Origin of the sequence: Kitasatospora sp. NPDC057738 (assembly GCF_042798815.1) — a bacterium.
GTDB classification, from domain to species: Bacteria; Actinomycetota; Actinomycetes; order Streptomycetales; family Streptomycetaceae; genus Kitasatospora; species Kitasatospora lactacystinica.
This window is the reverse complement of the sequence record NZ_JBHVJT010000061.1, coordinates 22689-38349: the sequence shown is the minus strand read 5'-3', so window position 1 is coordinate 38349 and position 15661 is coordinate 22689. Positions and strand designations below refer to the sequence as shown.

The following is a 15661-nucleotide window of genomic DNA, read 5'->3' as shown; positions in this document are numbered from 1 at the left end:
CAAGGGGAAACGCATCACATCGACACCTCGTGAGCCGTGGAATGAAGGAAGGCAGGGGGGGTGTTTCCGTAGCAGTCCCGATGGTGCGGCTCCGGCCGCGCCGGCGGCCGGAGCATCGAGCGAGCGGGCAGCCCGGCGGCCCGGTGGTATCCGAACCCGGACTCGACGGCGCTTCGGGCGCCTGGATCAGTGGAGCGGTCCCTCGAAAGCGACAGCGCCGGCGACGCTCTCCGAGGAAGATGCACTGGTGAGCTGAGCGTGGGGGCCGAGGCGATGATCGCCCCGCCGCGCAGACGAGCATGGCAGCAACATCACGCCGTCGCCATAGGCCATGCGGAGGCTGTCTCAAACGAGGCACATCACAACGTCATATGCCTGCACGACCAAGGCGCCGTGGCGAAATCCGTCCCGTGCCCCAGGAAACGCGCCGATTCCTGACGACGGCCCGCCACAGTGTCCGCCGGCGGACCCGCCGGCGAATCTGCCGGTGAACCTGCCGGTTCGGTCACAGTAGTTCGTCCACACCCCGAACCGCCACGACCGGGCCGGGTTCACGGGCACCGTCGACGCCGCCGGTGACAACGCCCTAGAATCCCCTTCGCACTCGCGTAGAAGAACGTCCTCGACCGCCATCCGCCCACGCGGGAAGACCTCCGCACGGCGATCACCACCCGGATCGAGCGAACCGACCACCGGCGCCACCGACGGCTCCGACCGAACCGTTCGACCCCCTCGACGTCGAGACGATCGCGAAGCGCCACCGCCCCCCGGCGGCACACAACCCAGCTGTCACCGATCCGTGCATCGGCCCCGGCCGTTCGCGCCCGGCACCCGGCGCCCGGACCTGGTGACATCCAGTCAGGAGGCAGCGATGCGAGCCACGTTTCCCCTCACCACACCGCACCACCTCGACAACGAGCCCGAAGCCGAGGCCCTGCTCGCGAAGGCTCCGGTCGTCCTCGCGTCGATGGGTACGGCGGACGTCTGGCTCGCCCTTTCCTACAAGGCGGTGCGCCAGGTTCTGAGCGACAGCCGGTTCAGCCGGGAGGCGGCCACACTTCCGGGCAGCCCGCTGAAACTGTCCGTCGCCGCCGACCCGCTACTGGTCTCCAGCCTGGACGGCGAGCGCCACGCCCGCCTGCGCAAACTGATGTCGCAGGCGTTCAGCCCGCGCATGGTCGATCAGCTCGAACCACGCGTGCAGTCCATCGCGGACTCCCTGCTCGACTCCCTCGATCCAACCGCGGATCTTGTGGCAGGCCTCTGCGCTCCACTGCCGTTGATGGTCATCTGCGAGCTGCTCGGCGTGCCCTACTCCGAGGCGGAGGCCATCCGCAGGTGGACCAGGCGGCTGTTCGTCACGAACATCACTCCGGACGAACTGCGGGCCGCACAGGGCGAGATGCAGGACTGGCTCGCCGATCTGGTGCGTCAGAAGCGGGCGCAGCCGGACAACGGGCTGATCTCGGCGATGGTCGCCGCCAACGACGAGGGCGACCACCTCACCGAACCCGAGCTGCTGGCCAACCTCGAAGGCCTGCTGATCGCCGGCCACGAGACGACCGTCAACCAGCTGGGCAACTCGTTCCTGACCCTGCTGCGCCACCCGGACCAACTCGCGCTGCTGCGGTCGTCACCGGACCTGATCGGACCGGCGGTCGACGAACTACTGCGCTACAGCAGGCTCTTCACCTCGGCCGAGGTCCGCGTCACGACCGAGCCCGTCGATCTGGAGGGCGTCGAACTGGGGGCGGGCGCACCGGTGTTGCCGGTCATCGTCGCGGCCAACCGCGACCCCGGCGTGTACCCGGATCCCGGCCGCTTCGACATCACGCGCGAAGGACCGGCAGCGCACCTCGCCTTCGGGCACGGGCCGCACTTCTGCCTCGGCGCGATACTGGCCCGCCGGGAGATGCGGGTGGCGATCGGCTCCGTGGTGAAACGGTATCCGGGACTGCGCCTCGCCGTTGACGAGTCCGAGCTCGCCTACGTGCCGGAACTGGTCTTCCGCGGCCTGCAGGCGTTGCCGGTCACCTGGTGATCCACGGACTCTCGTACCGCAGGCGCGGGAACCGGTCGGGGCACGGCAGACCCGACAGCGCTTCCACCACCACCGCACCGCGTCCGCGCCCGTCATCCGCGGCCGGCTCAGCGGTGCTCGGGGTTCTCGAAGTCGAAGCGGCGGCCATCGTCTCGGTTGAGCCGGGGCCGGGTGGGTGAGGCCCCGGCGGGCAGCAGTAGGGTGCGGCGCTGACGGATTGATCATGTGTCGGCGGACGGGCACAGCGCGCGTGAGGAACTCGGCGTGAGGTACGGAGATCAGGAGCACCTGCGGCGGGCCCCCTACCGGGAGGGGTCCCACCAACCGCAGCAGCCGGGTGGTGTCCCGCTGTGGCAGCGGTTCCGGGGCGAGGAGTGGCCGACCCTGCGGGAGGTGCTGGCGCCCGTGCGGCGGACGGTCGGGGGCTGGGTCCTGGTGCCGCTGATGTTCTGCCTGTGGCCGTTGCTGGTGCTCCTGGGGCTCTACCCGATGGCCAGGACGGCGCGGCGGCAGGCGCGGCGGGTGTTCGCGGTGCCGGGGCCGCCGGGGATCACCGACGAGGCGGTGCTGCGGGTGCAGCGGATCCGGGGGTGGCTGGCGCTCGCGGCGGCGTTCTGGGTCCTCGTGGTGTACGGGTCGGCGGACGACTGGGGCCGGCTCGACGAGCAGTTCGAGGTCCGGCTGGCGGTCACGCCGGTGCTGGTGCTGGTGACCACGCCGGTGGTGGTCGGGGTCCTGTTCCGGCTCGCCGGGCCGGCCGCCCGACCGGCCATGCGGGCGCAGGTGCGGCCTGCGGTGCTGATGGCCCTGAAGTACGTTGGCGCGTGCACGGCGGTTCCGGCTCTGCTGTGGCTGGCCTCGCAGGCGCGGGGGTCGGTCCAGGGCCTGTTCCTCGGGCCGCTGTTCGACCTGCTGGTCATGACGGCGCCGATCTGGGTGCTGATGTTCGTGGCCTTCGCCTCACCGACGGTGGCCCGTACGGCATTCACCATGGACCGGGTGCACGCGACGTTCCCGCCCATCCTCACCGGCATCGTGGTCTGGGAGCTCGCCGGGATCGGGCTGCTGTTCGGCGGCCTGCCGCCCGGCCCGCCGCCCGTCCAGCTGTGCGCCGTGGTCGGCGGACCCGCGACGGTGACGGCGGTGGCCTGGTGGGAGGTGCACCGGCTCCGTACACGCTTCGGGGTCTCCTTGCGCGGGCGGGCGACGGCCGCGAACGGACGGTAGTCCGACCCCGTTCGGGAGGCGTGCCCCTGCCCCAGCCGGCCTCCTCTGCCCGGTAAGCGATCACCGGTCTCCTGCCACGCTCCCTCCCGGTCTCCTCCCCTCCCGTTGACGGCCCTTCGGGAAAGCGCTTACCGTCGTCCCGCCCGGCCCCCACCTCCAGGGAGGACCTCCCCTCGTGCCCGCCGCACCGAACCCCGCCCTGCTCTCCCGCCGCCGCCTGCTGCAACTCGCCGCCATCGGTACCACCGCCCTCACGCTCGGCGCCCTCCCCACCCCCGCCACGGCCGCGGCCGACGCCTACGACACCCTCCGCCTCCGCTGGCGCGACCTGCTCACCGGCACCGGCTTCGACCCGGCAACCGCCCCCTACGCCACCACCCTCGCCGCCCTGGGCGACCGGGCCCGCACCCAGCTCCAGGCCATGGCCCCGGCCTCCGCCTCCCTCTGGCCGGACCTCCCCCTGGGCACCAACTCGGCGAACGTCACCGCCTCCCACACCCGCCTGCGCACCATGGCCATGGCCTGGGCGCAGCCCGGCACCGGTCTGACCGGTGACCAGACCCTCGCCACCGCGATCACTACCGGCCTGAACCACCTCAACACCACCACCGGCGCCTACACCCCCACGGCCACCGCCTACGGCAACTGGTGGGACTGGCAGATCGGCACCCCGCAGGCCCTCCTCGACATCTGCGTCCTGGTCCACGACCTCCTGACGCCCACCCGGCTCTCCGCCCTGCTCGCCGCCGTGGACCGCCAGGTCCCCGACTCCCAGGTGTCGAGCTACACCGGCACCAGCACGGGCGGCAACCGGGTGGACCTCTGCCGCGTCCTGGCCCTGCGCGGCGTGCTGGGTCGCACCTCCGCCAAGCTCACCACCGCCACCACCGCGCTCTCCCCGGTCTTCCCGTACGTACTGACCGGCGACGGCCTGTACGCCGACGGCTCCTTCGTGCAGCACACCTGGGTGCCGTACACCGGTTCCTACGGCGAGGTGCTGCTCGGCGGCCTGAGCAGGCTCTTCGCCCTGTTGGCCGGTTCCGCCTGGCAGATCTCCGACCCGTCCCGGCAGAACGTCTTCGACGCCGTCACCGACGCCTACGCGCCCTTCCTCTACAACGGCCTGGTGATGGACTCCGTCAGCGGGCGGGCCGTCAGCCGGGGCCGCCAGAGCGGCGACCAGTTCCAGCTCCAGCAGGACGACCACACCCGGGGCCACACCCTGATCGGCCACATCCTCCGCCTCGCCGACTCCGGTGCCGCCCCGGCCGCCCAGTCCGCCGCCTGGCGCTCCGCCGTGAAGGGCTGGCTCACCCGTGACTACTACCTCCCCTACCTCTCCAACGCCTACCTCGACGTCCCCGAGCTCGCCCGCGCCCAGGCGCTCCTGAACTCCGCCACCGCCGCCTCCCCCGAGCCGCTCGGCGCCCGGGTGTTCGCGATGGACCGCGCCGTGGTCCGCCGCTCCGGCTGGGCCGCCTCGCTCAGCCTCTGCTCCGCCCGCACCACCTTCTACGAGACCGGCAACGGCGAGCACCTGCGCGGCTGGCACACCAACAACGGCATGCTCTCCTGGTGGGGTGCCACCTCCGGCAACGGCCAGTACTCGGACGCCTTCTGGCCCACCGTGGACCCGTACCGCCTGCCCGGCACCACCGTCTCCGCCAAGCCGCTCGCCGACGCTGCCGGCGGCGCCTGGGGCGCACCCCGCCCGGACTCCACCTGGGCCGGCGGCGCCACCGACGGCACCTACGCCGCCGTCGGCCAGGACCTGCGCGGCCTCTCCTCCACCCTGACCGGACGCAAGTCCTGGTTCCTGCTGGACGATTCGGTGGTCTGTCTCGGCGCGGGCATCGGCTGCACCGACGGCACCCCGGTGGAGACCGTCGTCGACAACCGCAACCTCGGCCCCGCAGGCACCCACGCCCTCACCGTGGACGGCGCCGCCCAGCCCACCACCCTCGGCTGGTCCCAGCGCTTCGACGGCGCCCGCGCCGTCGCCGTCGCGGGCTTCGGCGGCTACGTCCTGCCCGCCGGCACCACCCTCCAGGCGAAGCGCGAGGCCCGCACCGGCAGCTGGCACGACATCAACACCAACGGCTCCAAGGAGCAGCTCACCCGCCGCTACCTCACCCTCTGGTTCGACCACGGCACCGACCCCACCGACGCCGGGTACGAGTACCAGCTGCTGCCCGGCGCGACCGCCGCGGCCACCGCGGCCCGGGCGGCCGCCCCCACAGTCACCACCCTCGCCAACTCCCGTACGGTCCAGGCGATATCCGACTCCGCCTCGGGTGTGACGGCCGCCAACTTCTTCGCCGCCGGCACGGCCGGGCCGCTCACCGCCTCCGCCCCCTGCTCGGTGCTGGTCCGCGACACCGGCAGCACCCGCACCGTCACCGTCGCCGACCCGTCCCGCCGGGCCGCCACCGTCACGGTCACCCTCGCCGGCACGGGCCGCCCCACCGCGGCCGCCGAAGGCGTCAGCGTGCTCTCCACCGAGGGCACGATCACCCTCCTGGTGGAACTCGGCGGCACCCGGGGCGCCGGCCGCACCATCACCCTCACCACCGCCTCCGGTGCCCCGGCGACCGCCACCGCGAGCCTGCTCGACCCCACTCAGGACAGCTTCGTCCGCGACGGCTCCTACGCCACCACCAACTACGGCACCGCCACCACCCTGACGGTCAAGAACACCGGCACCACCGACAGCGGCTTCAGCCGCCGCGCCCTCTTCACCTTCGACACCACCGCCGTCCCCGGCACCGTCCGCCGCGCCGTCCTCTGGGTCCACGGCGCGGTCGCCGACTCCGGCGGCACCCTCGCCACCCTCCAGGCCTTCACCACCGCCCCCACCGCCTGGACCGAACTCGCCGTCACCTGGGCCAACGCCCCCGCCCTGGCCCAACCCCTCGGCACCGGCCGGATCTCCACCACTCCCGACTGGATCCCCCTCGACGTCACCTCCGCCGTCACCCCGGGCAACCCCTCCCTCGCCCTGGCCCTCTTCCAGCCCCTCGCCACCGTCGGCCTCGCCGTCAACCTCGACGCCCGCAGCCACACCGCCTTCCATCCCGTCCTGGAGGTGATCAGCTCCTGACCGGCCACCGCCGCACCACGGGGTGTCATGACTTCGGTGGCCGCCCCGATCAGGGGAGACACTGAGGAGTTCGCTGCCGGATCACCTGATCGAGCCGGTTCCTGACGGATCGGTCTCGTCGGGGCCGGGATCGGCCGATGCCCCGGACATGGGTCCGAGGGCGATCCGCGAGAGAGGGCCTGGCGGCAGGCCGGCCCGCAAGTGCGAAGCGGGCGCGGTGCAGGGCGGCCGGTGGTGGCCTGATCGTTCGCCGGTTTCACCGCCGGGACCTCCGGGCCGGTGCGGGCCTCGGCCCGGCCGTCGCCGGGGGTGCCGGTCGGCGGAGCCGGCGCCGGCGCCACCTACCGTCCGTGCCCCCGGCGCGACCGGCTGCGGGGCCGGTTCCCGGGCCGGTCGACCGGCCCGGGAAAGGGGTCAGCTCTCGTTGCCCCGTTCGTCCTCGGGCGAGAACCGCAGGCTGGTGGCGGCCGCCGCGCCGAGGGCCGGCAGCACGACGGAGATCCACAGGCCGGCCAGGTGGTTGCCGGTGCTCTCCTCGGCCCAGCCCATGTCGTAGGAGCCGACGAAGCCACCGGTCATGCCGGGCAGGAAGTGGACGACGGAGTAGAGCGCCACCTGATGCATCCAGTCGGCGAAGATCGCGATGGGCATCTGCTTGTCGCGCAGCACCGTCAGCAGGGAACCGCAGCTGGTCCCGGCGGCCTTGGCACCGTCCTGCTGCTCGCGAGTCGCCGCCTCGCCGACCAGCGCCGCCTCCTTGGCGGTCGGCCACGGGCCGTGGCCGGGCCGTCCGGGAGGTACTTGAGGACGACGAAGGCCAGGAGAACGCAGGGAAGGCCCTCGATGACGAACATCCACTGCCGGCCGTGCCAGCCCCCTCACGCGGACGGCCGACGGCTCAGCGGTGCTCGGGGTTCTCGAAGTCGAAGCGGCAGCCGGCGTCCCACTCGGAGCGCTGGTTGCCGTGGGCGGGGATGCCGCCGGCGTCCTTGAGGATGCGGGCCAGGTGGAGCTGGTTCCAGGTCATGAAGGTGGTGTTGCGGTTGGTGAAGTCGTTCTCCGGGCCACCGGAGCCCTCGTCCAGGTAGGACGGGCCGGGGCCCGCCTCGCCGACCCAGCCGGCGTCGGCCTGGGGCGGGACGGTGTAGCCCAGGTGCTGGAGGCTGTAGAGGACGTTCATCGCGCAGTGCTTGGCGCCGTCCTCGTTGCCGGTGATCAGGCAGCCGCCGACCCGGCCGTAGTAGGCGTACTGGCCCTCGGAGTTGAGGATCGACGAGCAGGCGTAGAGCCGCTCGATCACCTTCTTCATGACGGAGGAGTTGTCGCCCAGCCAGACGGGCCCGGCCAGCGTGAGGATGTCGGCGGCCATCACCTGGGAGTAGATCACCGGCCACTCGTCGGTCTCCCAGCCGTGCTCGGTCATGTCCGGCCAGACGCCCGTGGCGATGTCGATGTCCACCGCCCGCAGGACGTCGACCGCGACGCCCTGGCGTTCCAGGATGCCGGTGCTGACGTCGATCAGGCCCTGGGTGTGGCTGCGCTCCGGGGAGCGCTTGAGCGTGCAGTTGATCACCAGGGCGCGCAGGTCGGCGTACGACGTCGGCGTGTCCGGCACGGGGTCCTCCCTCGGTCCGTCGGGGAGGCCGGTCGGGTCGCGGACTCCCGGCACAGCTCACCAGGTCGGCCGGGCGGACGCGCGCGCGGTTGGGCCGGTCGCCTGACGACACGCCGCCCGGCCGCTGGAACGGGCGGGTGCGCCGAGGTGGTGGACGGGGGCGGCTGCGGCGGAGGGGCCGCTGCCGCCTACGGTCCCCCAGCGGGCCCCGGAGGCTCGGCTCAGGACCGGGCGGCGCGGCGGATGATGAGCATGTCCTGGGTGTGGCCGATGGCGAAGCCGCCGGCGGGGAGGGCGAAGTGGTCCTGGACGTAGGCGGCCAGGGCCGTGCGGGAGGGGCGGGGGTCGAGGGTGGCCAGGTCGGCGACGTTGACCATGAACTCGGCGACGTCCACGGCCGCGGTGAGGTCGGGCGCGCGGTAGTGGAGGTCGAGGGTTTCGAGGGCGTAGCCGTGCTCGGGGTGGAGCTCGCGCAGGCGGTCGGCGAGCGGGCGGAGGTCGTAGCGGGCACCGGTGAAGTGCGCGGCCATCCGCATGCAGGGGCTCTCCGGGTTCTGCAGCACGACCAGGAGGGTGCCGCCGGGGGCCGTCCAGTCCAGGGCGCGGTTGAGGGTACGGAGCCAGTCCGCCTCGGGCACGTAGTAGAGCACGTGGGAGAGGTGGACGAGGTCGGCCCGCTCGGGCGGGTCGGCCCGGTCGAGCGGGTCCGGGAGGACCAGGGCGTCGGGGCAGGCCACGGCGAGCTTCTCGCGCATCGCGGCGCTGGGTTCCACCGCGATCGTGCGGTCGAAGGAGCGGCTCAGGTAGGCGGTGGTGCGGCCGTCGCCCGCGCCGAGGTCGAGCAGGACCCGGCGGTGCGGCAGGGTGGCCACGATCTCGCCCAGCCGGTCGTGGGTGATCGGCTTCTCGTCCGTTCCGGCGAGGAACAGTTCGAACGCCCGGCGGTAGTCGGCGCTCGTCACGTCCAGCACCCGGACCGGGTCCTCGTCCTTCGTCCTCGTCTCCACCGCTCGGCCTCCCCTGTTGACGTTGTGTCGGATCGCGTCATTGGACCCCGGTGGCGCGGTCCGGTGGTGCAGGGACGTTCCTGCCCGCGTGTCGGCCCAGGTCCTTCGGCACCCGGGGACCGCCGTTTAATCGGTGGCCCGGGCTCGGCGGCGGCTCCTACAGTGTCGGCCGGATCAAGAACGCCCAGGGAGCAGGACATGCGTGTGCACTACCCCCGGACGCCGCATCTGCCCTGGTCACCGGGCGCCGCGGCGGACGACGTACGGACCGGGGACCTGTCCGCGCTGGCCGGCGCCGAGATCGTCGTCACCGAGAAGCTCGACGGCGAGAACACCACGCTCTACCGCGACGGCCTGCACGCCCGCTCGCTGGACTCCGCGCACCACCCCTCCCGCGCCTGGGTGAAGGGCCTCCAGGGCCGGATCGCCCCGCGCATCCCGGAGGGCTGGCGGATCTGCGGCGAGAACCTGTTCGCCCGGCATTCGATCCCGTACACCGACCTGGAGAGCTGGTTCTACGGCTTCTCGGTCTGGACGGGCGGCGAACGCGACGGCAGGAACGACAGCCACGACGACGGCCGGAACGACAGCCGGGACGACGGCCGCGACCACTGCCTGGACTGGGACGACACCGTCCGCTTCCTGCGCCGCCTCGGCGTCCCCGCCCCGCGGGTGCTGTGGCGCGGCCGCTACGACGAACGGGCCCTGCGCGCCCTGCGGTTGGACCTCGACCGGCAGGAGGGGTACGTGGTGCGGACGGTCCGGGGCTTCTCCCGGGCCGAGTTCGGCGAGCGGGTCGCCAAGTGGGTCCGCCCGCGGCACGTGCGCACCGACACCCACTGGATGCACGCCGCCGTGGTGGAGAACGGGCTCGGCCCGGGTGCCGCGCTCTGGGCCGTGCGCTCCGGCGCGCTGCCCGAACCGACCGCCCTCGCGGCCGCCCTGGACCTTCCCGAACTCACCTGCCCGCCCGAGGAGTTGGCCGATGTTTCGGCCCGACTGGACGAACTGGGCCGGGGCGGGGACGCCCGGCTGGCCGGTGTTCTCGCCACCGCGCTGCGCACCGCCCGCCGGCAGTCGCTGGCGCCGCGGCTCGCCGGGCCGCTCGGCCTGCCGCTGGCCCGGCGGGTCGCCGACCTGGTCGGGCTGCACCCGGCCCTCCACCAGCCGTACCCGGACGGGGAGCGCCGCGCCGGGCTGGTCCGGCTCTCGGCCGCCGCCGACCTCGGGGTGCTGCACGCCGTCGCCGCGACCGCCGCCCCCGGACGGGCGGAGCGCGAGCAGGTCGCCTGGTCCGCGCTGCACGCCGAGGACGCCGGGCTGCTCGACGGGGCGCCGCTCGCCCGGTTGCGGGCCGGGCTGCGCGAGGCGCTGGCCGGTCTGGACCGCGACGCCGCCGACCGCTGCTGGGCCCAGGCCCGCGAGGCGTACGCCCTCGGCCGGATCGCCACCGCCGAGGAGGCCGTGGCGGCCACCTGGCGCTGGCGCGACGGCCGCTTCCCCCGGCTGGTCCACCTGTGCGGCCCCTCCGGCAGCGGCAAGAGCAGCTTCGCCGCCGGGCTCACCGGCGTGACCGCCCGGATCTCGCTGGACGACCTGCGCGCCGCCCGGGGCTCGCGCGCCGACCAGCGCGACAACGCCGAGGTGCTGCGCGAGGGGCTGGCCCGGCTGGACGCCGCCCTGTGCGCCCCGGGCGACGGCGAGGCGGCCACCGCGGTCTGGGACGCCACCTCGCTCAACCGCCAGCAGCGCTCCCACGTCCACGCCGTCGCCCAGCGCCGCGACGCCCTGATCACCCAGGTGGTCCTGGCGGTCGGCGAGGACGAGCTGGTGCGCCGCAACGCCGTCCGCCCGCACCCGGTGCCCGAAGCGGTGCTCACCGCGCAGCTGCACCGCTTCGGACCGCCCTACCCCGGCCAGGCGCACCGCACCTGGTACGTGGGCCCCGGTGGCATCGTGGAGGACACGGCGGGCACCCTCGACGAGGAGGAGGAGTGATGCGCCCCATCGAACAGGTCTGCCAGCGCATCCGCTGGGACGCCCGCTTCGACCCGGCCCGGTTCACGCTGGGCGTGCGCCAGCGCGACAACCGCACGAAGCGCGTCCCGCTGGAGGCCTTCGCCGCCTCGGGCGAGATCCCCTGGCACCGGGTGCACTGGGTCGAGGCCGACGGCGTACGGGTCTGGGACCGCGCCTCGGGCGTGGACCTGCTCGACTCCACCGAGGCCGGGCACCGCACCGACCCGCCCCTGCTGCCCTCGCCCTTCTTCACCGCGACCGTCCCGCACGCCTGGCATCCGGGCGGCGGCTGGCGGCCCACCGAGGCCGGCCCGGGCACCCGGGTGGCCACCGGCGTCCCGGCGGCCACGGACGTCCCGGCGGCCACCGGCCTGCGCGTGGCCACCTGGAACACCCTGTGGGACCGCTACGACGCCGACCGGATCGCCACCGCCCGCCGCCGCCCCCTGCTGCTCGCCGCCCTGGAGGCCGCCGACGCCGACGTCATCGCCCTCCAGGAGGTCGAGCCCGCCCTGGTCGCCCTGCTGCTGGCCGCCCCCTGGATCCGCGCCGGGTACACCCTGGGCGCCGACCCGCTCGGGCCCGACGTCGACGACCACGGCCTGCTGCTGCTCAGCCGGCTGCCGGTGGCCACGGCCGGGCGGCACGCGCTGGGCCCGCACAAGGCCGTCGCCGCCCTCTCGGTACGGACCGGCGGCACGCCGCTGACCGTCGCCGCCGTCCACCTCAGCAGCGACCACTCGCCGGACGGCGCCGCCCGCCGCCAGGCCGAACTCTCCCGACTGGCCGAGGGATTGGCCGGCGTCGAGGGCGAACTGCTGCTGCTCGGGGACTTCAACGACGGCCGCTCCGGCCCGGCCGGCCCCGCCGCCGCGCTCGGCCTGCTGGACGCCTGGACCCAGGTGCACGGACCGGCCGACGACACCCCCACCTTCGACCCGACGGCCAACCCGCTCGCCGCGGTCTCCTCGCTGACCGGCCGCCCGGGCCGCCTGGACCGCGTCCTGCACCGCGCCGACGGCACCCGCGCCACCGCGGCCGTCCTGCTCGGCGACCGTCCGGCCGGGGACGGGCTCCTCCCCTCCGACCACTACGGCGTGGCCGTGGACCTCGCGCTCGACGGCGAGGACCGGGACGACGGCCCGCCGGACGTCCTCGACGCCGCACCCACCGCCCGCACCGCCGTCGCCTGGCTGCCGCCCGAGGAGCTGTGGCCGCCGATCCAGCGCCTGCGCGAGGCCTACGACCCGCAGCTGCGCCGCTGGCCCCCGCACGTCAACCTGCTGTTCGGCTTCGTCCCGGAGTCCGAGTTCGACCGCGCCCTGCCGCTGCTCGGTGCGGCCGCCGCCGAGACGGCACCGTTCACCGCGCGACTGGAGGGCGTGCACACCTTCGGGCACCGCGAGGACGCCACCGTCTGGCTGGACCCGGCCGCCGGCTCCCCCGCGCCCTGGGCGGCACTGCGGCACGCGCTGGAGCGGCGCTTCCCGCGGTGCCGCGGCCGGGCGGAGGGCTTCACCCCGCACCTGACCCTCGGGCGCAGCGACGACCCCCAGCCGGTGGCCGCCGACTGCGCGGCCCGGCTCCCCGGGGCCTCCGCCCGGGTCGGCGAGCTGGTGGTGCTCTCCCGCCGGGGCGCCGAGCCGATGCGGCCGCGCGCGGTGGTCTCGCTGGGGACGGGCGAGGTGCGGCCGGTGCCCGAGCAGCCGATCGCCTCACCGTCCCCGGAGCCGCCTCAACGCACCTCCACCGCCCGGGCGTTGGCCCGGCGCATCGCGGCGGCCCTGCCCGAGGGCGTGGTGCACACCGTCGGCTCCCGGCGGCTCGGCTGCCAGCTGGACGGGGCCGACCTGGACCTGGTGGCGGCGCTGCCCGGCCCCGCCGATCTGCCCGCCGTCCGCGCCCGGGTGGCGGCCGCGCTGCCGGGGGCCCGCGGGCTGCGCGAGGTGCGCGGCGCCCGGGTGCCGGGGCTGCGGCTGACCGCCGACGGCCTGGCGGTGGACCTCGTGGTGGTCTTCACCGGCGATCTCGACCCGGCCCGGGCCGTCGAGCGCCGTGCGGAGCTGGGCGAGGCCGAGGCCGTCGCGCTGAGCGCGGTCACGGACGCCGAGGCGATCCTGACGGCGCTCGGCGACCGGCACGGCCGCTTCGTCCGGCTGGCCCGCCAGGTCAAGGCCTGGGCCCGGGCGCGCGGCCTGGACTCCGCGCCGTTCGGCCAACTCCCCTCGCTCGCCTGGTCGGTGCTGGCCGCCCGGACGGTCCTGGAGGCCACCGGCAGTCCCGAGGAGGAGCTCTTCCGGCGCTTCACCGGGACCTGGGCGGGCTGGGACTGGCGCCGGCCCGTCGCCCTCACCGGCGACCCGCTGCCGGCCTCCCCGGGCCCGCTCACCGTCCTCACCCCCTCCGCCCCGGTCCGCAGCTGCACCACCCAGGTCGGCGCCGACACCCGCGATCTGCTCAGCGAGGAGCTCTACCGCGCCTGGGAACTGGCCACCGAGGCCGCTGAGACCGGGGAAGCCACCGACGCCGGGGAAGCCGCCAAGGCCCGGGAAGCCAGCGAGGCCGGGGAAGCCGCCGATCAGACCTGGACGGCCGCCGGAAACCCGTGGCCCGCCCTGCTCGCCGCTCCCCCGCTGCACCGCCGGCACGCCGCCTGGGCCGTGGTCGGCACCGACGAGGAGTCACTCGGCCTCGTCCGGGGCCGCATCCGCGCCCTGCTGGCCGCCCTGGAGGACGCGGGGGCCACCCGGCTGCACGCCTGGCCCCACCCGTACCGGACGGCCGACGGCCGCGCCCACCTCCCGATCGGCCTCGGCCCCGCGCCGCTCTCCGCCGCCCGGCTCGCCCCGCTCGCCAGGGCGTGGTCCCGCACCCTGCCCGGCGTCCGGGTCGAGTACCTCGACGGCGGCGCCGTCCCCACCCCGGTCCGCCGACCGCCCGCCTGACCCGCCCGACCCGCCTGACCTGCTAACCGCCCGCCCGACTGAACCGCCCGACCCGCCGAAGCGTCCCGATCGACCCGACCACGCCCTCCCACCGGACGACCCCCACCCGCGAAACGACACCGATCTGCCGAACCACCCCTGCCCATCGGGCTCTTCTGGACAATCGCCCCCGAAATTTGCCACGGTGAGCACCAGCGGCCCAGCCATCGATCATGCGGCCGAAGCCCCATGGGAGCTCCCCGTGCCCTCCGCCGACTTCCCCGCGTTCTACCTCGGACAGAGCGTCTTCTCCGACCCCGGCGCCCACCTCCCCCGCTACGCCGATCTCCCCAAGGACCCCCGCCGACTCGCCCGGATCGCCAGGAACCTGATCATCCATCGCCTCGAAGGCTGGCTGTTCCACCACCCCATCCCGGCGAACCGGCTCCACCACGACGCCGAGACCCGCTACCTCGACGACATCCTGCACCTGATCACCGACCGCGACCCGGCCCCGCTCAGCCATCCCCGGGCGCCCGCCGACCGCTTCGTCGGCGTCTGCCGGGACCTGGCGCTGCTGCACTGCTCCTTCCTGCGCCACGTCGGCATCCCGGCCCGGTTGCGCTGCGGCTTCGCCGGCTACCTCGGCCCGGACGGCTTCCACTGCGACCACGTGGCCACCGAGTACTGGGACGACCGGCGGGGCTGGCTGCTCGCCGACCCGCAGCTGGCCGACCCGAAGGTCGCCGCCGCCTGGCGGGTGGACTTCGACCCGATGGACGTCCCGCGCGACCGCTTCCTGGTCGCCGGCCGGGCCTGGCGCACGATCCGCTCCGACCGGGCGGCCGCCGGTTCCTTCGGCGTCCACCCGCCCGAGGAGGGCCCGCTCAACGGCGCGTGGTTCGTCGCCCACTCCACCCGGCTCGACCTCGCGGCCCTGAACAAGGTCGAGACGCTGCTCTGGGACACCTGGGGCACCGACTCCACCAACACGCCCCACGCCCCGTACGACGAGGTGGCCCATCTGACCGTCGGTCCGGTCGACGTCCACGCCGTCCGCCGCCTCTTCGCCGAGCACGACGCCCTGCGCACCCCGAAGACGGTCCTGTCCCTGGCCCCGTTCAACGGCCCCCGCGAGGTCACCCTGCGCTGACCGCCCCCGGCCCCCTCGACCCTCCTGGCGGAGCAGGCCGCCCCTACGCCCCGACCTGCTGGTAGAGCGTCACCAGGAGGCCGTACACCGGCTCGCCCTCCGCGTCCTCCTCCGTCTCGTCGACCAGTCCGGCCAGCGCCTCGACGAGCCGCGCCGCCTTGGCCGGGCTGAGCCGGAGGTGGCGCAGTGCCAGGAGGTGGTCGACGGGCGAGCGGTCCAACTCCTGGGCGACGGCGCCGAACAGCGCGGCCGTACCCTCTGCCTGCGGTTCGGCGACGAAGAAGCGATCGGCGGTCCGCCGGTAGTACTTCTCGGTGCCGCCGCGCACCCGTCGCGTTCCCGCGTCCTGGACCAGCCCCGCCTCGCCCAGCACCCTGAGGTGGTGCGAGACGCTGCCCTTGTTCACCCCGAGCTGCGCGGCGAGCCGGCTGATCGTCGACGGACGGCTGCTCAGGGCGAAGAGCAGGCGTTGGCGCAGGGGGTGGGCGAGCGCGGCGTGCTGCAGCGGCGCACTGATCCGCTGGACGGTCTCGTCCGGTCGGTGACTCACCTGATCAAGCGTTAAGTACGTTTGA

10 protein-coding genes are annotated in these 15661 nt (G+C 74.4%); 6 read left to right on the top strand and 4 right to left on the bottom strand.

The features are described from left to right. The first annotated feature begins 871 nt into the window (after positions 1–871). The 3 genes from ACFVGO_RS28530 (at position 872) to ACFVGO_RS28520 (ending at position 6368) form a co-directional block, all read left to right on the top strand. The gene (locus ACFVGO_RS28530; RefSeq protein ID WP_380350927.1) at positions 872–2041 is read left to right on the top strand and encodes a cytochrome P450; all 1170 of its coding nucleotides are present in this window, start codon (positions 872–874) and stop codon (positions 2039–2041) included. Positions 2042–2305: 264 nt separating this feature from the next. Continuing rightward, a complete protein-coding gene (locus ACFVGO_RS28525; protein ID WP_380634885.1) occupies positions 2306–3268 on the top strand; it encodes a hypothetical protein in 963 nt (320 codons plus the stop codon). 175 nt (positions 3269–3443) lie between these two features. After that, the gene (locus tag ACFVGO_RS28520; RefSeq protein WP_380634883.1) at positions 3444–6368 is read left to right on the top strand and encodes a polysaccharide lyase family 8 super-sandwich domain-containing protein; all 2925 of its coding nucleotides are present in this window, start codon (positions 3444–3446) and stop codon (positions 6366–6368) included. 414 nt (positions 6369–6782) lie between these two features. On the opposite strand, the gene ACFVGO_RS28515 is transcribed toward ACFVGO_RS28520, so the two are convergent. The 3 genes from ACFVGO_RS28515 to ACFVGO_RS28505 form a co-directional block, all read right to left on the bottom strand. Continuing rightward, entirely contained in the window at positions 6783–7037 is a 255-nt protein-coding gene (locus tag ACFVGO_RS28515; protein ID WP_380634881.1) for a hypothetical protein, read from the bottom strand. 229 nt (positions 7038–7266) lie between these two features. Continuing rightward, the gene (locus ACFVGO_RS28510; RefSeq protein ID WP_380634879.1) at positions 7267–7983 is read right to left on the bottom strand and encodes a flavodoxin family protein; all 717 of its coding nucleotides are present in this window, start codon (positions 7981–7983) and stop codon (positions 7267–7269) included. A gap of 221 nt (positions 7984–8204) precedes the next feature. After that, on the bottom strand, positions 8205–8990 hold the full coding sequence (locus ACFVGO_RS28505) for a class I SAM-dependent methyltransferase (protein WP_380634877.1): 786 nt from the start codon (positions 8988–8990) through the stop codon (positions 8205–8207). Positions 8991–9188: 198 nt separating this feature from the next. Here ACFVGO_RS28505 and ACFVGO_RS28500 point away from each other — a divergent pair, with 198 nt between their 5' ends. The 3 genes from ACFVGO_RS28500 to ACFVGO_RS28490 all read left to right on the top strand — a co-directional run bounded on the left by ACFVGO_RS28500 (position 9189) and on the right by ACFVGO_RS28490 (position 15086). After that, positions 9189–10988, top strand: coding sequence for an RNA ligase family protein (locus ACFVGO_RS28500; protein WP_380634875.1), 1800 nt, complete (start codon positions 9189–9191; stop codon positions 10986–10988). Continuing rightward, positions 10988–13954 (top strand): RNA repair domain-containing protein, encoded by a 2967-nt coding sequence (locus ACFVGO_RS28495; protein ID WP_380634873.1) that lies wholly within the window; start codon positions 10988–10990, stop codon positions 13952–13954. Before ACFVGO_RS28500 ends, ACFVGO_RS28495 begins: the two co-directional genes overlap by 1 nt. Before the next feature lie 241 nt (positions 13955–14195). Beyond that, complete coding sequence (locus tag ACFVGO_RS28490; protein WP_359897191.1) at positions 14196–15086, top strand: transglutaminase domain-containing protein; 891 nt, start codon at positions 14196–14198, stop codon at positions 15084–15086. A gap of 43 nt (positions 15087–15129) precedes the next feature. On the opposite strand, the gene ACFVGO_RS28485 is transcribed toward ACFVGO_RS28490, so the two are convergent. Next, positions 15130–15636, bottom strand: coding sequence for a winged helix-turn-helix domain-containing protein (locus ACFVGO_RS28485; protein WP_359897190.1), 507 nt, complete (start codon positions 15634–15636; stop codon positions 15130–15132). Between the last annotated feature and the right edge of the window lie 25 nt (positions 15637–15661).

Coding starts and splice junctions, on each gene's coding strand:
- ACFVGO_RS28530 (WP_380350927.1), top strand. CDS start 872: ATGCGAGCCACGTTTCCCCTCACCACACCGCACCACCTCGACAACGAG.
- ACFVGO_RS28500 (WP_380634875.1), top strand. CDS start 9,189: ATGCGTGTGCACTACCCCCGGACGCCGCATCTGCCCTGGTCACCGGGC.
- ACFVGO_RS28495 (WP_380634873.1), top strand. CDS start 10,988: ATGCGCCCCATCGAACAGGTCTGCCAGCGCATCCGCTGGGACGCCCGC.